Origin of the sequence: Mesorhizobium sp. B2-3-5, from assembly GCF_006442395.1 — a bacterium.
Taxonomy (GTDB): domain Bacteria; phylum Pseudomonadota; class Alphaproteobacteria; order Rhizobiales; family Rhizobiaceae; genus Mesorhizobium.
Genome location: NZ_VFVX01000014.1, coordinates 85,577 through 104,965, shown reverse-complemented (window position 1 = coordinate 104,965; position 19,389 = coordinate 85,577). Strand labels below are relative to the sequence as shown.

Sequence of the window (19,389 nt, the reverse complement as noted above, 5' to 3'; positions counted from 1 at the left end):
GTTACACAAACCTTGCACACTCCTGCAACGATTGCGGTCCGAACCATGCGAACCATTTTACATGCCTGGTCCGCCAGTCGCCCAACGGGTTTCGCCGAGAGATAAGTGAGGCATTCAGCTTCTGTTAGTTTTCGAGCATGTGTTCAATTGTCGTGGCGTGGGACCGATGATAACGTTGCGTCACATCGGAGTCACGGGGCCGCCTGCTGGGGGTACGTGTGATTGATCTTGCACTCTGGCTGAATCCTCTGGACGGTGCGAATCCGTCGGGAGAGGATTTACGCAACGACCCGGCTTTCCACGAGTTGGAGCGGCTCACGGAAGCCCAGCTCAAGGTCATCCACGACGGCGGCAACAAGGCTTCTCAATCGACCATCTCGGTGGACTGGGCGGCCGTCCTCGAAAAGGCGGAAGAATTGCAGTCGCGCGGCCGGGATTTGCGCCTTCTGGTCATCGTCACGCGCGCTCTGGCCAATGAAGAGAGGCTCGCAGGCCTCGCCCAGGGGCTGACCCTGATCGCAAGGACTTTCGACCAGTATTGGGATACGATGCATCCGGCCTTGCGGACAGGCGCCACGCCGCGCGAGGCGGCGCTGCGACGCATCAATGCGTTGCTTGACCTCCAGAACGGCCAGGAAGGCCTGCTGGCGAACCTCAGGCAGACTGTCTTCTTCTCACCGCGCGCGATCGGGCCGATCAGCGGGCGAGATCTGGAACAGGCAGCGCTCGACGAGCGCGTCATGCTCCAGGAAGCTGCCTCCGGCCTTGGGACCGCCGAAAAGGCGGCTCTGACGGCCGCCCACAACCAGATGCTGAACCGGGTTCGCACAGGATGCGCGGCGCAGATCGATCAGGCCGCGGACACCGTCATGACACTTTTGGCCGATGCGCGCGCCGCGATTTCGGCGCTGGAGGCGGTGGATACCTCGCTCAATGCCCGCATCGACGGCAATGGCGCGGCCATTCCGGATTTGAAGAAGTTCCTGCAGCGCATGCTGACGACGTTGGAGCGGAATTCCAGCGCCGGCGCCGTGGCCAACGGTGAGGCAAAGCCTGCCCCCCAGGCGTCTCAACCGGCATCGACGCCCCCCCGAAACGGTCATGGAGCCGAGACGATGGCAAGTGCGGCAAGCTCCGTGGAAGCCAGCACCGGCCTGCCTGACCGGATCAGCTCGCGCGACGAGGTCGTCAAATGCCTCGATCTGGTGGTCGCATTCTACGACCGCACGGAACCGTCAAGTCCTATCCCGCATCTCGCCCGGCGCGTGCGTCGGATGGTGCACATGGATTTCGTGGAACTGATGGAAGATCTCGCCCCGTCGGGGCTGAAGGAATTCCGGCTGCTTGCCGGTGTCCCCGATCCCAAGAAGCCGGCCCAGAAGGATGAAAGGTAACAGGCATGCCAGCAGAGAGCAAAGCGAAGGTCATCGAAAGAAACCGCGCCCCGCGCGTGCAGATCGCCTACGACGTCGAAACCTACGGCAGCCCAACGACGATCGAGTTGCCGTTCGTCATGGCTGTCATGGCCGACCTTTCCGGCGCCTCGCAGACCAAGGAAGCGTCAAAGTCGGTTCTGGATCGCAATTTCGTCGAAACCGACGCCAATCGCTTCCCCAAATTCATGGAAGCGATGGGACCGCGCGTGAAGGCGCGCGTGAAGAACACGTTGCCGCAAGCGGAAGGCGCCGAGCGGGACGAGGAACTGGCGATCGATCTCACCTTCTCCAAAATGGGTGATTTCGCGCCGGACAAGATCGCCGAGCAGGTGCCGCAACTGGCCGAGATCCTCAAGATGCGCCGTCAACTCGAGGAACTGCTGGGCTTCATGGATGGCCGCGTCGACGCCGAAAAGCGTATTGCGCAGCTTCTGAACAACGAGCCGCTGCTGAGCAAGATCGCCAGCCAGGCGATATCTGACGGCAAGGGCGAGGAGTAAGTCATGGCCGAACAGCAAAAGACCGCAGCCGCTACCGCCGAGGCGGAAGCCATCGATCTTGGCGAGTTCAGCGGCCTCCTTGAAAAGGATTTCAAGGTCAAGAAGGACGACAGTGAGAAGCTGCAGCAGTTGGTGCGCAACCTGGCGCTGGCCGCTCAGTCCCGTTCCGAGACGACGAGCATCTCGTCCAATGCGATCAAATCGATCAAATCGCTGATCGCGGGCATAGACAAGATGCTGACGACGCAGGTCAACGAGATCCTGCATGCCCCGGAAGTGCGGGAGATGGAAGGCACCTGGCGAGGTCTTTGGTACCTCATCAACAACACCGAGACGGATACCAAGCTGAAGATCCGGGTGATGAACATCTCCAAGGAGCAGTTGGCCGACACGCTGGAAGACTATGAAGGCCAGATGTGGGACCAGAGCCCGGTCTTCAAGAAAGTCTACACGGACGAGTATTCGATGCTGGGCGGCGAGCCGATCGGCTGCATCATCGGCGCCTACGAGTTCTCCAACCATCCGCGCGACGTCGGCCTGCTGCGCAACATATCCGGGGTCTGTGCCTCGGCGCATACGCCGTTCATCGCGGCCGCCTCGCCGCGGCTGTTCCGCATGGACAGCTGGCAGGAACTGCCGAACCCGCAAGACCTGCAGATGATCGTGAACAATCCGTCCTATGCCTCATGGCAGTCGCTGCGCGAGAGCGAGGACGCACGCTATATCGGGCTCACCATGCCGCGCGTGCTGGCACGCCTGCCCTACGGCTCGGAAACCGTTCCGGTGAAGGGCTTCACCTTCGAGGAAGAGGTGGGTGGCGACCACAACAAATATGTCTGGATGAACGCCGCCTTCCCGATGGGCGTGAACATCAACCGCAGCCACAAGCTGTATGGCTGGGGAACACAGATCCGCGGCGTCGAGAATGGCGGCACGGTGCTCAACCTGCCGGTTCACGCGTTCCCGACGGACGACGGTTCGATCGCAATGAAATGCCCGACCGAGGTCGCCATCGACGACCGGCGCGAGGCGGAACTGGCGAAGCTCGGCCTGATGCCGATCTTGCATCGCAAGAACACCGATCTCGCAGCCTTCATCGGCGCGCATTCGCTTCAGGATGACGAGACGCGCGCCGGGCGTCTGGTCGACCCCGACGCCCAGTCGAACGAACGGCTGAGCGCCAACCTGCCCTACCTCTTCCCGGTGTCGCGCTTCGCGCATTACCTCAAGGCGATCGCGCGCGACAAGATCGGCTCGTTCAAGGAACGCACCGACATGGAGATCTGGTTGACCGAATGGATCAACCGGTACGTGCTGGCCAATCCGGCCTTTGCCGACGACAAGGCGCGGGCCAAGCGCCCGCTTGCCGCGGCCGAGGTTCAGGTCGACAGCGTCGAAGGCCGGCCCGGTTACTACAATGCCCGTTTCTATCTGCGTCCGCACTACCAGTTGGAAGGCATCAACGCCTCCCTCCGGCTGGTGTCGGAACTGCCGTCGGTGAAGGGCTGAAATCGCAGCGAAGTCATCTTGTGTCGTTTGAACGCGGTGGAGAAAGACAATGCCTACCACAGAGAGAAGCGAGGCTCCTTCAATGAAGATTGATGGGTTTTTGAAAGTTCCGGATATCAAGGGCCCGAGCAAGCGCGATGGCCATGAAGATGAGATCGAAGTGCATGGCGTCGATTACAAGATGATGGCGCCCTACGATCCGAATTCGCTTTCGCGACGCGGCCGTGTGTCGATGGGAATGATCAAATTCTTCAAGCACTACGACAAGTCGTCGCCATATCTGAAGAAAGCCCTGTTCGAGAACAAGGCACTCGACGAGGTGGTGTTTTCGGCACGCCGCACTATTGACGGCGAGACCAGCGACTATCTGGTCGTGACGCTCTCCGACGCCTCGATCATGGAATACGATATGCGGCAGGCCGCCGACGAGGCGGACCTTATCGAGGAAGAAGTCAGCTTCGCCTACAAGAAGATCAAGTTCGTCTACGACAAGGACGACGAGATCGAAATGGACGTCTATGTCGGCAAGTGAGGCCAAGCGGCCCGGCGCGAAGGCGCAGTTTGCCGGCAGTTCGCGGGCAAAGCGCGAGGCGGTCCAGCCTTCCCTCTGGGACCGCCTCGTCAACGACTTGCCGGGGCTGACGTCGGAGATCGACGGGCTGCGCCGTCTGCTGGATGAGGAACTCGGCGACGCGCGCGTCGAGGCTTTTCTTGTCGGTAGCGCGCGCGCCATCGATACCGACGCCGAACTCACATCCGAGCAGAAACGGCGCCTGCACCGGCTGGCCTTTCAGACCGAGCATCGCGCCGAAGTCGAAAGCCGCGGCGTGGTCGTTTCGGCGCACGTATTGAGAGAAGCCGTGCGGCGCGACATCGAGGCCCTGTTCAACACCGAGCGTTTCGAATCCGTACCGATGCTCTCCGACGCCGAACATGAACAGCCCCTGGACGAGCTGCCGTCGCTCGCCGACTTTCCGGAGGTACGCCGCAGCGTGGTCAATTATGGCGTGCCGTCCTTTTCCGGCCGCTCGTCGCGGGATTTCGACCGCGATGCGCTGGCGCGCGAAATCCGGGCGGTGCTCGCCACCTTCGAGCCGCGCCTGAAGGAGAGCGCCACGACCGTCAACGTCACGCTCGGCGACAAAAACGTCGGCCTCAAGATCGAGATCGACGCGGTGCTGATCATGGCCCCGACACCGGAGCGTATGCGGCTGCGCACCACGATCAATCTCGACAACGGCCTGGCGCGAACCGAATTCCGGGAGACCTGAGATGGATCGGGTCTTCGTGGAGTATTACGAAGAAGAACTGACCCATATCCGGGCGCTGGCCGCGGAATTCGCCGACATGCATCCGGCGGTTGCCCGTAATCTTTCCCTCGATACGGTCCCATGTCCCGACCCTTATGTGGAACGCCTGCTTGACGGCGTGGCCTTCCTGGCCGCGCGCACCCGTCTGAAGGTCGACGCGGAGCGCTCGCGCTTCTCGCGCGCCGTGCTCGATGTGCTTTACCCGGATCTGGTGACGCCGGCGCCGGCGACGGCGATGGCTGTGCTGAAACCCGGCCAGCAGGTGCAGTCGATGATCACCGGCCACGCCGTCGCGCGCGGCACACGACTGGTCTCCGGCCTGCATCCAGGGCTTTCGACGCGCTCCACCTTCACCACCGCGCAGGAGGTCACGCTGTGGCCGATCGCCATCACCTCGGTCAACTATTTCCAGGATCGCAGCGCGCTCGCCGCCGCCGGAATCGCGCCGATCGGTGATGTGCGCGGCGAGGCGGCGTTTCGCGTCACCCTCGCCCGGACAGGAAAAGGCAAGCTCAGCGAGCTGTCGCTCGACCGTCTCGACCTTTATTTCGCCGGGCGTGCCAAGGCGCCGCTGCTTTTCGATGCAATCTTCGGCGCCTGCTCGGCCGTCGGCGCGCGGGCGCAAGGCAAGACCGATCGGTTATCGGCGCTGCCCGAGCCCGAAATGATCGGCATCCGCGACGACGAAGCGCTGATGCCGCGCACCCGTCCGACCTTCGAGGGCTATCGGCTGCTGCGCGAATATTTCATGATCCCGGAGCGCTTCCATTACGTGCGGGTCGCCGGCCTCCAGCCGGTGGTGCGCAAGTGCGATGCGGGGATCGAGATCATCTTCCTGTTCCGCCGTCCCGTGCCCGAGCTCGCGGATGTGACGGCCGCCGATTTCGAGTTGTTCGTGACGCCGGTCATCAATCTCTTCGAACGCGAATGCAACGTCATCGAGATCGATCCGCGCAAAACGCGTCAGGTTCTGCACGCCGACCGCACCCGCGCGCGGGATTTCGAGATCTTCCGGGTCTCCCGGGTCGAGGATGCCGACGCGGAGAGCGGCGAGGCGACAATTCCCGAATTGTTCAGCCTGGGGCAGAACAGCGGCAGCGGTTGGGTCTATTCGACCGAGCGACGGCCGCGCCGGGCCACGGAAGACGAGCGGCGCGAGGGCCTGACCCGCACCTCCTACACGGGCGACGATGTCTTTATCGCCGTCTCGCGCCCGGCAGGAAGCGCGCCAAACCGGCCGCTCAAGCGTCTAGACATCACGGCGCTCTGCACCAACCGCGACCTGCCGATCCTGGACGATACGCCGACGCTGACGCTGGAGACGGCCGATCCGGTCGAAGCGGTACGCTTGCTCGGGGCACTACGGGCGCCGCAGCCGGCAATCCCGGCGTCCCTGCCGGCCGGCGCCGAAGGCGAATCCCGCGCCGACAACCTCGCCTGGCGGCTGGTGGCGCAGCTCTCTCTCAACTTCCTCAGCCTTGCCCAGGAAGGCCGTGGCGTCGATCCGCTGCATGCCTTGCTCGACCTCTATGCCGATCGGGGCGATCCGGGCCTTGCCCGCAACGTGCATTCGATCGTCCGTATCGATTCGCGCCCGGTGATCGAGCGGCTCCAGATCGACGGGCCAATGTGTTTCGGACGCGGCACCGAGGTAACACTGCATGTCGACCAGTCCGTGCTGGCGGGTCAAAGCTCGCTGCTGCTTTCGGCCCTGCTTTCGCGGCTGTTCGCCCGCCATGCGGGGATAAACGGATTTGTGCGGACCCGCACGCGGTTGTTGCAGAGGCAGGAGGATGTGCCATGGCCGATGACGCCCGGCAATCGCTACCTGATCTAGAGGAGCCCGCAACGGTCGCAGCCGAACCGCTGTCGGAGGGCTTCGATTTTTTCGAGCTGCTGCGACGCCTGGAGCAGCGCCGTGGATTGTTCGGCCATTCCGGAACGGCCGACCGAGAGCCGGCGAGACTTGGCCAGCATGTGCGCCTGAGCTTCTCGGCCCGGGACCTCGTCAAGCTCCAGGACGCCGGGGGCAAGGCCCCGGCGCGGGTAACCGTCGCCAATCTCGGGCTGCTTGGACCGGAAGGACCGATGCCGTTGCATCTGACACGCTGGGTGCTCGACCGGCTGTCGCAGCGCTGGTTCACGGGGGCCGACGCCGAGCAGACCAGCGACACGACGTTCGTCGATTTCGTCAACATCCTGCAGCACCGCATGATGGCGCTTTACTACCGCGCCTGGGCTGACGCGCATCCGGCGGTTCAGGTCGAGCGTTCCGTCGGCGGGCGCGTTCGCGGCATGCTGGAGGCAATGTCCGGGATCGGCCTCCCCGGCACCCAGGATCCCGAACTAGACACTGTGCGACTGCGACAGGCCGGATCGCTCGCCAACCAGGTCGACGGCGTGGAGCGGCTTACCTTGTTTCTCGCCACCGCCTTCAAGGTACCGGTGCAGATTAAGGAATTCGTCGCCGCCTGGATCACCATACCGACGGCGCTGCAGACGCGTCTCGGCAAGGCCTATGCTGGTCTCGGACGCGGTGCGACGATTGGGCCGCGGGTCTTCAGCCGCCAAAGCAGGATCGAATTGCGCGTCGGCCCGCTCAGCCTTGACGACTTCAAGTCGTTCCTGCCCGGCGAACGGCGTCTTGGCCTTTTCAAGAAGGCGGTGAACGACATGATCGGCGAGACGCTCGACGTCGATCTGCGCATCGTGCTCGCGCGCGACGCCGTGCCGCCGCCACGGGTCGGGACTGTCCAGCTTGGCCGGACGGCCTGGCTGGCACGGCCCGCCGAAAAGGGTGACGCCGACGATCTCAGGTTGCGCACCATCGTGGGTTGGCGGCCGGAAATGGCGGAGGCGGCCGCATGAGCCTGCTGCTGACGCTGGAACAAGGGCCGCGCTCGCAAGTGGTCAGGCAGACCCGGCTGGACGAGGGCGAATTGGTGATCGGGCGCGGCGCCGATGCCGGCTGGCAGATCGACGACCCGGACATGTTCGTCTCGCGCGCGCATTGCAAGATCAGCGGCGACCGGGATGGCTATTTCGTTACCGACACGTCGAGCAGCGGATTGTTCGTCGACGATTCCGACAGCCCTCTAGGAGTTGGCCGGTCGATGCGGCTGCAGAGCGGCATGCGGCTGCGCATGGGCGACTATGTGGTCTATGTCGAGGTCCAATCCAAAGCGAGCCAGACGTCGATCGGCCCTGCCCCGGTCGCCAGCCATCCCATGCCTGCGTGGTCATCGCCGGGAGCGCGAACGCCGGCCAGCATCGGCGGCGACGACTTCTTCTCGGCCAACGTCGAGGAAGAGCCGCGGCCGCCGCGCCCGGCGGATCTGCCGAACCCCTTCGAGCAGCCTGTTCCCGGGGCTTATGACCGCCCATCGAGCCAACGCAGTTCGCCCGCCTTTGACGATCCGTTCAGCCTCGACCCGGTGGCGACGCCGGACTCCAGCGGTGCCGCTGCTCCAGGTCAGCCAGATCCGTTCGGGTTTGGTGAAATGTCTTCGCGCAACGATGCGCCCGGGCATGCGGCAAAGCCGGCCAGCCTCGATGACGATTTCAGCTTTGGACCGGGCGTGACGCCGCCTCTCACCAACGGCGCCGACCGTGCAGGACGTGCGCACCATCAGGTTGAAAAGCCGCGAGCCGCGCATCCCTGGGATATGCCGGCGCAGGAAGCCGCGTCACCGCCGCCGCGCCGCGCCGTTCCAGCATCAAAGCCGGCGCACCCCGCACGGCCTGCTTCCGCCGATATGGCGCTTCGTGCCGCATTCTTACGCGGCATGGGCGTCGACGAGGCCGATTTTCCCGGCCGCGATGCGATCGCCGAAATGGAAAAGTTCGGGCGCGAATACCGACTGATGCTGGATGGCTTGATGCAACTCCTGCGCAAGCGCGCCGAGGAGAAGGGAAGCGCCCGCGTCGCCCAGACGGTGGTCGGTGCTTCCGAGGTCAACCCGCTTAAATTCCTGCCGACGGTGGAGGATGTCATCGTCACCATCATCTCTGAACGCAGTCCGGGCTTTCTCTCCGGCGAGGCGGCGATCGGCGACGCGGTAAGGGACCTTGCACAGCATCACGTACGCGCCTGGCGCGGTGTTCAGGCTGCACTTCGGCGCATGATCGACCGTTTTGATCCGGCCGCGATCGAGGAAGAGCTCAAATCGAATTCCGCCATCGGCAATCTGCTCTCCGGCGGGCGCAACGCCAAGCTGTGGGAGCTCTACCGGAAACGACATCGCGACATCGCCCAGAGTGCGGAATCGAGTTTCCTGGGCGAGATCGGCGCGGACTTCAGGGACGCATATGAAGAGGAGTAGGACATGATCGACAGGCGTGAATTCGTCGTTGCCCTCGGCGCTACGGGGCTTCTTGCGGCTTGCCAGAGCGGCCCGCCGAAACCATCGGTTATTTCGGTCAACGTGACCGGCGGCGCCGGCATGAATCCGGGACCGGGCGGCGGCGACCGGCCGGTGACGGTTCTGGTGATGCGGCTTGCCAGCACCGGCAAGTTCAACTCGGCCGATTATTTCGCGCTGCAGGGCAACGCGGGCTCGGCGCTCGGCGCCGACCTCATCGGCTCCGACGCGATCTCGGTCGCGCCTGGCAAGACCGCGGCCAAGACCATCACCGTCGAGCCGAACGCGACGGCGCTTGGTTTTGTGGCGCTGATCCGAGAGCCCGGCGGACGCAACTGGCGCACGACCAAGTCGGTGTCGCCTGGGTCGAAATTCACCATCAACGTCAGCCTCGGCAAGGGCGGCATTTCCGCCTAGCGGCAAAGCAGCAGATGGTTGCGTGCAGAGAGTAGCGGCATGAGCGATGCAAACAGGGTGCTGTGGTCGGAGGGCCTGTTTCTCAGGACCCAGCACTTCCAGCAGCAGGATCGGTTCTTCGAGGGCATGGTGCGCGGCGCATTGCAGGCCGGCCAGCTCCATACTTTCGGCTTCCAGCAACTGACCCTCGACCAATCGCTGCTCGACGCCGGCCAGGTCTCGATCGTGTCCGCCCGCGGTATTTTCCCGGACGGCACGCCTTTCTCCATCCCCGAACTGATGGATGCGCCGAAGCCGTTGCCGGTCACGGCCGACACCGGTGCCGGTCCGGTATTGATCGCACTGCCGCTCGAGCCGCCCGGTGGCGTCGGATTCGACCCGGCGCATGCGGCATCGACGGGCGCGCGTTACCACGGCAAGGTCGTTTCAGTGCGCGACGCCGTCCAGAGCGGCGCCGATCCGGAAGAGATCGAGATCGCCCGGCCGCAAGCGACCCTGATTGCGCCCGGCAAATCGGTCGGCGGTTATACCGCCTTGCCGATCGCCGACATAAAAGGCGTGCGCGCCGATGGCGGCATCTCGCTCGACGAGACGTTCCTGCCGCCGACGCTGATCACCGGCGCGGTCCACTGGTACCGGCAATTGCTGCAGGAGGTCGTCACCGGCCTCGACCAGATCGCCGAAGCGCATGGCAAGATGGTGATGGGCGGCGCCGGCCGCAGCGTCGAAGATCTTTTGATGCTGCACCTCGCCAATGCCGCTCGCCCAAGGCTTGCCCATATGCTTGCCCAGGACGTCTTCCATCCGGCCGAACTCTATCTCGAACTTGCCGGACTCGCCGGCGGGATGGCAACCTACGGCTCGAGTTCGCGGCGGCTCGGCGAACTGCCGGCATACGACCACATGGCACCCGGGCCCCCCTATATGGCGCTGGCGGACGCCTTGCGTTCGCTCATCCTCAGCCTGCGCTACATCGAGCCGAAATCGCGCGCGCTGCCGGTGATGCGGCACGCGACTAATGTCTGGAAAGTGCGCATCGACAACCCGAAGCTTTTGGTCGCCAGCCGCATCGTCATCCGCGTCGGATCGGAACTGTCGGAAGACGCGCTGCGCAAGATCTTCGTCAACCAGGCGACAGTCGGCGCCGCCGATCAGTTCGAAGGGCTCTGGAAGTCCCGCCTGCCGGGCATTCCGCTGAAGCCGCTTCATTCGCAGCCCCGCGAGATTCCCTATGATGGCGACCGGCTGTGCCTGGAACTGGATCAGAAAAGCGAGCATTGGGCCTCGTTGCTCGACGCCCCCGGCTTCGTCATTGGCGTTTCCGGTGTCCTGCCGAGCGAGCCGCAGGTCGACTGCTATTCAGTGAACAGGTGAGGCCATGAGCCGGGATGATCCTTTCGGACTGTCGGAGGATCGCGAGCGCACCCGCATCAGGCTGTCGGGCGCCGCGCCACGGCCGATGGCGCCGCTGGTACCGGGCGCGCCGGTCAAAAGGGCGCGCGCTCATCCCAACACGCTCATCAACATCTTCGCGCCATTGCTCGAATTCGCGCCCGAGCTCGAAAGCGCGCTGGCGCCGGAGAACCCGGAAGTGATGCGGACGCGCCTGCTCGACGAGCTGGTTCAGGCGCGCGACGCCGCGATGGCAGCGGGCTCCTCTCTGGAGCGCGCGGACCAGGCGGCCTGGGCCGTGGCGGCGTTGCTCGACGACCTCGCGCTCAACACGCCATGGGGCGGCGCCAGCGCATGGCCGCGCCAGCCGCTGGTAGTCATGCTGCGCGGCGACGTCGATGCCGGCACCCAGTTCTTCACCCGCCTTGACGAGCTGGAGCGCCATCCGGGCCGTGACCGCGAGATGCTGGAGCTTCAATACTACTGTCTGGCGCTCGGCTTCCGCGGCAAGTATCGGGTGCCCGGCCGCGCCGGTGACCGCTCGCTTAATGCCGTGCGTGTGGCAGCCGCGCGCTTCCTGCGCAATGCCGACGCCGAGGACGCGCCGCTGTCGCCAAACTGGAAAGGCGTCAGCGCTTCAGACGAGCCGCAGCGCTTCATCGTTCCGATCTGGGTGATGCCGCTTGCCGCGGTTGTCGTCGCCGCCGCCGCTTATATCGGTCTGTCGATGGGCTTGAGCGGCCAGGCGGTCGAACTCTCCGCGCTCGTGCGCACGCTGCCGCCGGCCTCACGTGGCGACGTCACCCGCGCCGCACCGAAGCAGGATGCTCCCGAACCTGAACCGCCACAGCCGGTCGATTTCGCGCTGCTGCCCGAGTTCAAGGCCGAAGCGCCGGCGAACCTCAAGGGCGCGCTCAGCGGAACCGAGAGCGTCTCGCTGGCCAAGCTGATCATCCAGTCCTCCAACCCCGAGCTCTTCCAATCCTCGCGGCCGACATTGTCCCAAGGTTATGAGCCGCTGATCGAGTCGATCGCCAAGGTAATCCTCGCCAATCAGGAACTGATCGGAAACATCACAATCGTCGGCCATACCGACAATGTGCGCCTGCAACGGTCCAATCCGCTCGCGAGCAACCAGCGGCTTTCGGAGGCACGTGCTCAAACCATAGCGGAGATCCTGGTGCAGGCGGGAGTGCCTCAGGAGCGCATCCATTCCGAAGGCCGCGCCGACTCTGATCCGGTGGCCGACAACTCGACGCGCGAGGGCCGCGCGCTCAACCGGCGCGTCGAAGTCCTGGTCGAGAAGAGGCTCTGAGATGTTTATCCTGCGCTTCCTCTGGGCGGTCATCACCTCGCGGTTTCTCTGGACGCTGATTGGCATTGCGCTGCTTTCGCTTTTGATCTGGGTGTTCGGCCCCATCGTGCAGGTCGGCCGCTACGTGCCATTCGAATCCGACAATGTGCGCATCGCCATCATCGCGGGGCTGATCATCCTGTGGCTGATCTGGCTGATCATCGCGCAACGGCGCGCGATCCGCGCCAACCGCATGTTCGTCGCCGAGATCGCGGCACCCGTGGCCGAAAAGCGGCTCACCCCCGGCGAGGAGAGTGTCGCGGCCGTCGGCGCCAAGTTCGGCGAGGTGATGGCCGAGCTCAAGCGGCGCAAGCTCGGCGGACGGAAATTCCTGCGCGAAATGCCATGGTATGTGATCGTCGGCCCTCCGGCCACCGGCAAGACCACGGCATTGCGCCAATCGGGCCTCAATTTTCCAATCGATCTCACCGATGATCTGCAAGGCGTCGGCGGCACACGCAATTGCGACTGGTTCTTCTCCGAAAAGGCGGTGCTGATCGACACCGCGGGCCGCTATGTCCAACAGGAGAGCCAGCCGGACGTCGACGCCGCGGAATGGCTGGGCTTCTTGGACCTTTTGAAGAAGCACCGGGGTCGCCGCGCGCTCAACGGCGTCATTGTAGCGCTGTCGATCGATGCGCTCTCGGAGGGCGACGAGGCGATCAAGGCGCACGGCCGCAAGATCCGCCGCCGGCTGGCGGAGCTGAACGATCGGCTGGAAATCCGTCTTCCTGTCTACCTGATGCTGACGAAGGCCGACCTGATCAAAGGGTTCGAAGCCTTCTTCGGCGGCTTGTCGACAAGCGCGCGCGAGCAGGTGTGGGGAACCACTTTTCCGCTGGATGCCCGCGTCAACGCCGACATCATCCAGGCGGAGCTAGCCAGGCTTGCCACCGAGCTGGAGCGGAGGTTGGTGCCGCGCCTGGAAGACGAAGACAAGCTCGGCTCCCGCGCCGAGATATTCCGCTTTCCGGCGCAGCTGGCGAGCCTTTGCCAGCCGATCCAGGTGCTGATCGAGGCGATGTTCGGCGAAAGCCGCTACGAGGAAGCCGCCTGGCTGCGTGGCCTTTATCTGACATCGGCGACACAGGAAGGCGCGCCCATCGACCGCCTGACCGCGGCGTTGTCGTCCTCCTTCGGACTGCCGCCGCGCCGCGCCATGCCGACGGCACGCGTCGAGAAACGCAGCTTCTTCCTCAGGAACCTTCTCATCGAAGTGATCTTCAAGGAGGCTGGCCTTGGTACATTCGATCCGCTGGCGCAGCGTCGCCGCGCCTGGATCTGGCGTGGCGCTGCCGCCGCCTGTGCGCTCGCGGCTCTGCTGGCCGGCGGACTGTTCACCTGGTCTTACCTCGACAACCGCAGTGCGATCACCGAACAGGCCGGCCAGTTCGAAGCCCTGCAGGGGCCGCTCACCGACGTCGCCGCCATGCCGGCCGCGGTCGAGCAGCCGACCATGGATGGCGCGCTCGCGGCGATGGACGCAGTGACGACGGCTCGAACGCAGCCACCGGACGCCGTCCATAACCTGCTCGGCCCGACCGCTTCGGCGGAGCTGGTGCGCGCACAGACCGATACTTACGACCATGCGCTGCGCAATGTGCTCGAGCCGCATATGGTCGCCCTGCTCGAGGCCACGATGTGGCGGCAAATCCGCGATCCGGATTTCATGCTCGGCGCGCTGAAGACCTACCGGATGATGACCGGCCTTTCGCAGATGGACGCCGATTTCGCCCAGAACTGGTGGGTGAACAGCCTGCCGCAATTCGCGGCGGCTCCGCCCTTCCCCACTGCCGACGCCGAAGAGCATCAGCTCGCCGCTATCCGCCGCATGGCCGTCGACGACAGCTACATCGCCCCGGACAAGCAACTGGTCGCGGAGGCACTGAAGACTGTATGCACGATCTCGCTGCCGGAGCGCGCCTACAAGCAGCTGCTGGCGGACCCGGAAGTGGCAGCCCTCAAGGAATGGGTGCCGGCCAATTTCGCTGGGCCAAACGGCGCCAAGGTGTTCGCGCGCCGCTCCGACAAGACGTTGCGCGTCGGTGTTCCTGGCCCTTATACCTATGCGGGCTTCCACGACGCGATCCTCGACCGGGTCGAGGATGTAGCGGGACAGGCGGCCCTCGATCGCGCGGTGTTTGCCGGCGGCTGCTCGGAGAATTCGGAGACCTCGGTTTCGGCGCTCTCCGAGGACATATTGAAGCTCTACTATGACGACTATATCGCCCAATGGGACTCTTTCCTGCGCGATATGCGGCTTGCGCCGCTTACCGATCTCAACATCGCCAGTGAGAACCTCAAGGATCTTTCAAGCGCCGATTCCGCGCTGAAGCGATTGTTGACGGCAGTGGTGCAGGAGACCGACCTCACCCGCTCCGACGACACGTCGGCTGACAAAAATGGCGCTGCCGTCACGACCGGCTCGAAGCTGCTCAGCAAACTCGGCAAGCTGGGCAAGGTGGTGACCACGGGCGCGAAGCTCCTGCCGCGCGCCGGCTCCGCCAGCCAGGTGGACATGACCGGCAGCCTCGTTGCCGAGCATTTCAAGCCGCTCAAGGGCACCATCGCCCAGGTCGACGGCCAGCCCCCAGCGCTGGACGCCGCCATTGTGGCGCTGACGGCGCTGTCGAATGTGCTGCAGACGGTGACCGCCAATCCCAACCCGCAGGATGCGATCAAGAAACAGGGCGGCCTTGCCGAACTGACCGGCGCGGTCGCCAGGCAGGCGCAGATCCTGCCTTCGCCGATCAATGACTGGCTGGGCGGCATTGCCGGCGACACCAGCGGCCTCTCGCAGAAGGCCGTGACCAACGAGCTCAACGCCATCTGGCGGGCCGACATACTCCCCTTCTGCCAGGCGGCGCTCAACAACCGTTATCCATTCAGCCCGGACAGTGCCGTCGACGTCAATGTGCGCGACTTTCAACGTCTGTTCGGACCGACCGGCATGATCGATGCCTTCACCAACGACCATCTGATCAACTATGTCGACACCGCCAGCGAGCCGTGGAAATGGCGGGCCGATTTCGGCCTCGATCCCGCGGCGCTCGCCGCGTTCGAGCAGGCGAGGCATATTCGCGACGACCTGTTTCCCGGCGGCACCGGCCCGGTGATGAACTTTACGCTTGAGCCCAAGGACCTCTCACCCAACGTTGCGCGGGTCACGCTCAACCTCGATGGCCAGAACCTCGTCTACTACAACAATGCGACAAGGCCGCAGCCGATGACGTGGCCCGGCAAGGATGGCACTGGGGTGATCTCGCTCGCCTTCCAACCGATCGACGGTTCGCCCGAAGTGATGCTCAACGAGACCGGCAGCTGGGCGTGGCTCAGAATGCTACGCGGCGGCCGCTTCGCCGCGACCAAGCTCACCGACGTCTACAGCCTGCGGCTCGGCACGAAGGGAATGTGGGCCGATTTCGAACTCAAAGCCGCCAGCGTCGAGAATCCATACACGCTCGAAATGTTCAAGAAGTTCACATGTCCGCCGCAGATCTGATCGTGCCCGGCTTCTACGGCAAGATGCCCGCCACCGGCGATTTCGTGACCCGGCGGCTGCCTGGAGACTTCGTGCGCACATGGGACCGCTGGCTGGCCCAGCACATCGTGCCGCTGTTCGAGCTCAAAGCCTGGCCCCAGGGCATGGCGCTGCGCTTTCTGGCTGGCCCCACCACCTTCGGCGCCTCGGCCGGCATCGTGCTGCGGAGCGCCGACAGGGTCGGCAGGCAGTTTCCGCTGAGCGTTGTCGCGCGGCTATCAGAGGCACCACCGCTCAAGCTTGCATATGCCGACGCCTGGTTCGATCGCGTCGAAACCGTCGCCTTCGCCGCCCAACGGGGCGAACTGACGCTGGACGAACTGGATGCCGCCTTGTCCGCCCTGCCGGTGCCGGGTGTCGAACCCGATGACGATATCGTTGACGACTTGGTAGTTTGGACAGCGCGTTCGGATATTTTCGATGTCGATCCGCGAGCGCCTCAACCGACCCTAGAGCAGATCTTCGCCGCGAACTGGGAGACCAGTTGATGCAGATCTGGAACCAGATGGGCTATCCCCATCAGTTCACTGTAGGCACGGACAAGGCCGCCCATGAGTGGATTGTCGTGGTGGTCAAAGGCACGTTCGACTTTCCCGCGACGCCCGGCGGGCCTCCGCAAAAATCGGCGAGACAGATACCGCTGGTCATGGCCGACACGCAGACCGGGGTGCCCGGCTTCTCGGCAACGCTGTGGGAGACCGATTTCGCGTTCCGCAAGCCACACTGCGACGTCATCGCCAATGGCTGCGCCTATTCGCCAAACGGCAGACCCGCCGAGCGCGTCCCGGTAGGCATTAAGGTCGGCAACTGGTCGAAGCTGTTCGAAGTGGTTGGGCATCGCGAGTGGCGCGCCATAGGGCCGGTGTTCACCGCGACCGCGCCGCAACCCTTCCTGAAACTGCCGATTTCCTATGATGTTGCCTGGGGCGGCGTCGACAGGCTGGATCCGGAGGACAAGCTTGCGGCCAGCTACAGGCACAACCCGGTCGGAACCGGCTGGGCGCGCGCAAGAAACCAGCACCTCATCCCGGGTTTGCGTCTGCCCAACACACAGGCGATTGGCGAGGACATCCGCTCCCCGTTCGGCGACTACAGGCCAATGAGTTTCGGCCCCATTGGACGTGGCTGGCCCGGCCGGATCGAATATGGCGGCACCTACGACGACAACTGGGTGGCCAACATCTTCCCCTTCCTGCCTCCGGATTTCGATGAACGCTATTTCCAAATGGCGCCGCCCGACCAGCAGATCGAGCAGCCGAAAGGCGGCGAAGAAGTGCAGCTGGTCAACTTGACCCCCGAGGGCCGGGTAAGCTTCCGCCTGCCACAGACCGCATTGCCGATGACGCTGTTCAGGGAGCGCGAACTCTCATTTCAAGGCGAAATCCTTCCCGATACCATTTTGTTCGATCCCGAGAATCGCTGCTTCTCCCTGGTTTGGCGCATATCTCAGCGCATTCACCGCACGATCCTCGACTTCACCGAATGCTGGATCGGTGCGCCGACCCAGTCGATGCTGCGGGCGAGGGCAACCGGCCGGGACTATGTTCGCGCCGCAGGGGTCGCGCCCGGGGATGAAGCCGCATGAGCACGGCGATCGATGTCGTTTCGATCGGCATGGTTACCGCCGTTGGTCTCGACGCGCCCTCGTCATGCGCGGCGATGCGAGCTGGAATAGACGGATTTCAGGAGACAGGTTTTCTCGCCTCTGGCGGAGAGCGCCTCATCGGCGCGCCCGTTCCCCTGCCCGGTGACTGGGTCGGCGAGAAGCGTATGGCCTACCTCGCCGCGATGGCAATCACCGAGGCTTTTGCCGGTGCGCCGGAGGCGCGAGGTTCCGCCGCCCTCATTCTATGCCTCGCCGAGGACGACCGCCCCGGCCGGCCGGCCCCGGATGCGCAGCGTATGCTCGCTCGCATAGCCTCGATTACCAAGTTGACCAGTCCCAACAAGGCACGGATCGTGGCGCATGGCCGTCCCTCCGGGTTGGTCGCATTGGAACAAGCCCGCAGAATCTTCTCGGCCGGCGAAGCCCCGTTCGTGATGATCATCGGCGTCGACAGCTACCTGACGGCGGGCACGGTCACGCACTACTTTGCCGAAAACCGACTGCTGGTCCCAGACAATCCGGACGGGTTCATTCCCGGCGAGGCGGCCGCCGCGATCCTCTGTTCCCCTCGCGCGACGACGGGCAGTCTTCGCCTGCATGGCCTCGGGCTCAGCCGGGAGCCTGCCTTCATCTACAATCCGGACGATCTGGCATCGCGGGGTGACGGCATGACAGCCGCCTACCGGACCGCGCTTGAGGAGACTGGCATCGCCATGCATCGTGTCGGCTATCGCATCTCCGACCTGATCGGCGAAAAATATTGGTTCAGGCAGAGCGCCCTGGCCACCCTGCGTCTGACCCGTGGCCGCCGCGAGTTCATGGATATCTGGTCGCCCGGCGAGACCCTGGGCAATGTTGGGGCGGCCGTGGTCCCACTCATGCTGGGCTGGGCATTCACCGCTGCCGCCAAGGGCTATGCCATGGGCGATTCCGTGCTCGTTGAAGCTTCCAACGACACGGGCGCCTGCGGGGCGGCCGTCCTCACCGGACGGGCCGTCTGATGGGAAACGTCTTCGCCAACGGGTTGGAAATCTCCGGCCAGGGAAGCGATGGCAAGACAATCGCAGCGTTCCCGGACGTTTGCTTCACGCCGCCGGAAAATCCCGCAACGCCCCCTGGCGTACCTATCCCCTACCCCCTGTTCGGAATGTCCAGCGATACCGAGCAAGGTACCGGAACGGTCAAAATCTCTGGCAAAACCGTCAACATCAAGAACAAGTCCGACCTTTCAAAGACCAGTGGCGACGAGGCCGGATGTGCAGCCAAGAAGGGCATCATCACCTCGACCAACACCGGCAAGGAATATTTCAATTCCTGGTCCAACGACGTGAAGTTCGACGGAGAGCCGGTGATCCGGTTCACCGATCTGTCGACCAACAACCACGCCTCGACCGCCGCAACCGCAGCCGTCCCCTGGGCCCATATCCTGACGGTCAATATGGGAAACGTGACTTGCGGAACCCTTCTGCAAAAGCACAACATGAGACTGCATGCCCACGAAGACAAGAAATGTCCCGACGGATATGAATCCGAGCACTTTGTCAGCAATGAATATTTTCAGAGCGACCGCGAGAAGAATATTTCATACCCAAAATGGAGGAATTACGATCAAAATACCGCGCCTTGCGTCTGTATTCGATCGTACAAGCATAAAAAGGGTGGGGGGTATCAAACAGGAAAGGGGAGCAAGAAGGGCTCTCCGCATAATCTGAAAACCAATATGATGAGCGATTACAACACCAGGCGGCTCAATCAGGGGCAACCACCAAAATTGAGAGGTGGCGTCGACAAGGCAGTTGAAGCCGTCACAGTCAGTCACAAGGAAACTAAGAACGCCAGTCCAAAGACGCGAGAAAATGTTCAGAAATGCATGAAGATGATCTTCATGGCTTATATTCAGAGTGTTGTCGTTCCTGCAAAAACACAAGAAGAACTCGGAAACATGTACACGATGCGCTAGGAG

General features: G+C 63.7%; 16 protein-coding genes. All 16 read left to right on the top strand.

Annotated elements, in window-relative coordinates; genetic code table 11:
* Positions 1-218: 218 nt before the first annotated feature.
* The 16 genes from tssA (at position 219) to FJ958_RS17600 (ending at position 19,386) form a co-directional block, all read left to right on the top strand.
* Positions 219-1,394 carry a type VI secretion system protein TssA gene (gene tssA / locus FJ958_RS17675; RefSeq protein ID WP_140744475.1) on the top strand — a complete coding sequence of 392 codons (1,176 nt, stop codon included), beginning with the start codon at positions 219-221 and terminating at the stop codon, positions 1,392-1,394.
* Between the two features lie 5 nt (positions 1,395-1,399).
* On the top strand, positions 1,400-1,936 hold the full coding sequence (gene tssB / locus FJ958_RS17670; RefSeq protein WP_140744474.1) for a type VI secretion system contractile sheath small subunit: 537 nt from the start codon (positions 1,400-1,402) through the stop codon (positions 1,934-1,936).
* Positions 1,937-1,939: 3 nt separating this feature from the next.
* On the top strand, positions 1,940-3,445 hold the full coding sequence (tssC, locus tag FJ958_RS17665) for a type VI secretion system contractile sheath large subunit (RefSeq protein ID WP_140744473.1): 1,506 nt from the start codon (positions 1,940-1,942) through the stop codon (positions 3,443-3,445).
* Positions 3,446-3,527: 82 nt separating this feature from the next.
* Positions 3,528-3,977: an Hcp family type VI secretion system effector gene (locus FJ958_RS17660; protein WP_181176420.1), complete on the top strand. Its 450-nt coding sequence runs from the start codon at positions 3,528-3,530 to the stop codon at positions 3,975-3,977.
* Complete coding sequence (gene tssE, locus FJ958_RS17655) at positions 3,964-4,716, top strand: type VI secretion system baseplate subunit TssE (protein WP_140744471.1); 753 nt, start codon at positions 3,964-3,966, stop codon at positions 4,714-4,716. The genes FJ958_RS17660 and tssE overlap by 14 nt, the downstream gene beginning before the upstream one ends.
* Before the next feature lies 1 nt (position 4,717).
* Positions 4,718-6,592: a type VI secretion system baseplate subunit TssF gene (gene tssF, locus FJ958_RS17650; protein ID WP_140744470.1), complete on the top strand. Its 1,875-nt coding sequence runs from the start codon at positions 4,718-4,720 to the stop codon at positions 6,590-6,592.
* Positions 6,556-7,623 (top strand): type VI secretion system baseplate subunit TssG, encoded by a 1,068-nt coding sequence (gene tssG / locus FJ958_RS17645; protein ID WP_140744469.1) that lies wholly within the window; start codon positions 6,556-6,558, stop codon positions 7,621-7,623. The genes tssF and tssG overlap by 37 nt, the downstream gene beginning before the upstream one ends.
* On the top strand, positions 7,620-9,077 hold the full coding sequence (tagH, locus tag FJ958_RS17640) for a type VI secretion system-associated FHA domain protein TagH (protein ID WP_140744468.1): 1,458 nt from the start codon (positions 7,620-7,622) through the stop codon (positions 9,075-9,077). Before tssG ends, tagH begins: the two co-directional genes overlap by 4 nt.
* 3 nt (positions 9,078-9,080) lie before the next feature.
* A complete protein-coding gene (tssJ, locus tag FJ958_RS17635) occupies positions 9,081-9,533 on the top strand; it encodes a type VI secretion system lipoprotein TssJ (RefSeq protein ID WP_140744467.1) in 453 nt (150 codons plus the stop codon).
* 39 nt (positions 9,534-9,572) lie between these two features.
* On the top strand, positions 9,573-10,907 hold the full coding sequence (gene tssK, locus FJ958_RS17630) for a type VI secretion system baseplate subunit TssK (protein WP_140744466.1): 1,335 nt from the start codon (positions 9,573-9,575) through the stop codon (positions 10,905-10,907).
* 4 nt (positions 10,908-10,911) lie between these two features.
* Positions 10,912-12,240: a type VI secretion system protein TssL, long form gene (tssL, locus tag FJ958_RS17625; protein WP_140744465.1), complete on the top strand. Its 1,329-nt coding sequence runs from the start codon at positions 10,912-10,914 to the stop codon at positions 12,238-12,240.
* 1 nt (position 12,241) lies between these two features.
* Complete coding sequence (gene tssM, locus FJ958_RS17620; RefSeq protein WP_140744464.1) at positions 12,242-15,781, top strand: type VI secretion system membrane subunit TssM; 3,540 nt, start codon at positions 12,242-12,244, stop codon at positions 15,779-15,781.
* Between the two features lie 2 nt (positions 15,782-15,783).
* Positions 15,784-16,308: a type VI secretion system-associated protein TagF gene (tagF, locus tag FJ958_RS17615; RefSeq protein WP_246679617.1), complete on the top strand. Its 525-nt coding sequence runs from the start codon at positions 15,784-15,786 to the stop codon at positions 16,306-16,308.
* The gene (locus FJ958_RS17610; protein WP_140744462.1) at positions 16,308-17,405 is read left to right on the top strand and encodes a DUF2169 domain-containing protein; all 1,098 of its coding nucleotides are present in this window, start codon (positions 16,308-16,310) and stop codon (positions 17,403-17,405) included. Before tagF ends, FJ958_RS17610 begins: the two co-directional genes overlap by 1 nt.
* The gene (locus FJ958_RS17605) at positions 17,402-18,427 is read left to right on the top strand and encodes a 3-oxoacyl-ACP synthase (RefSeq protein ID WP_140744461.1); all 1,026 of its coding nucleotides are present in this window, start codon (positions 17,402-17,404) and stop codon (positions 18,425-18,427) included. The genes FJ958_RS17610 and FJ958_RS17605 overlap by 4 nt, the downstream gene beginning before the upstream one ends.
* Positions 18,427-19,386 carry a DUF4150 domain-containing protein gene (locus FJ958_RS17600; protein WP_140744460.1) on the top strand — a complete coding sequence of 320 codons (960 nt, stop codon included), beginning with the start codon at positions 18,427-18,429 and terminating at the stop codon, positions 19,384-19,386. The genes FJ958_RS17605 and FJ958_RS17600 overlap by 1 nt, the downstream gene beginning before the upstream one ends.
* The last annotated feature ends 3 nt before the right edge of the window (positions 19,387-19,389 follow it).

What these genes read in the sequence shown, in the direction of transcription:
- FJ958_RS17600 (WP_140744460.1), top strand. Translation starts at nt 18,427, where the DNA reads ATGGGAAACGTCTTCGCCAACGGGTTGGAAATCTCCGGCCAGGGAAGC.
- tssK (WP_140744466.1), top strand. Translation starts at nt 9,573, where the DNA reads ATGAGCGATGCAAACAGGGTGCTGTGGTCGGAGGGCCTGTTTCTCAGG.
- tssM (WP_140744464.1), top strand. Translation starts at nt 12,242, where the DNA reads ATGTTTATCCTGCGCTTCCTCTGGGCGGTCATCACCTCGCGGTTTCTC.
- tssC (WP_140744473.1), top strand. Translation starts at nt 1,940, where the DNA reads ATGGCCGAACAGCAAAAGACCGCAGCCGCTACCGCCGAGGCGGAAGCC.
- tssJ (WP_140744467.1), top strand. Translation starts at nt 9,081, where the DNA reads ATGATCGACAGGCGTGAATTCGTCGTTGCCCTCGGCGCTACGGGGCTT.
- tssB (WP_140744474.1), top strand. Translation starts at nt 1,400, where the DNA reads ATGCCAGCAGAGAGCAAAGCGAAGGTCATCGAAAGAAACCGCGCCCCG.
- FJ958_RS17610 (WP_140744462.1), top strand. Translation starts at nt 16,308, where the DNA reads ATGCAGATCTGGAACCAGATGGGCTATCCCCATCAGTTCACTGTAGGC.
- tssL (WP_140744465.1), top strand. Translation starts at nt 10,912, where the DNA reads ATGAGCCGGGATGATCCTTTCGGACTGTCGGAGGATCGCGAGCGCACC.
- tssF (WP_140744470.1), top strand. Translation starts at nt 4,718, where the DNA reads ATGGATCGGGTCTTCGTGGAGTATTACGAAGAAGAACTGACCCATATC.
- FJ958_RS17660 (WP_181176420.1), top strand. Translation starts at nt 3,528, where the DNA reads ATGAAGATTGATGGGTTTTTGAAAGTTCCGGATATCAAGGGCCCGAGC.
- tssG (WP_140744469.1), top strand. Translation starts at nt 6,556, where the DNA reads ATGGCCGATGACGCCCGGCAATCGCTACCTGATCTAGAGGAGCCCGCA.
- FJ958_RS17605 (WP_140744461.1), top strand. Translation starts at nt 17,402, where the DNA reads ATGAGCACGGCGATCGATGTCGTTTCGATCGGCATGGTTACCGCCGTT.
- tagH (WP_140744468.1), top strand. Translation starts at nt 7,620, where the DNA reads ATGAGCCTGCTGCTGACGCTGGAACAAGGGCCGCGCTCGCAAGTGGTC.
- tssE (WP_140744471.1), top strand. Translation starts at nt 3,964, where the DNA reads ATGTCGGCAAGTGAGGCCAAGCGGCCCGGCGCGAAGGCGCAGTTTGCC.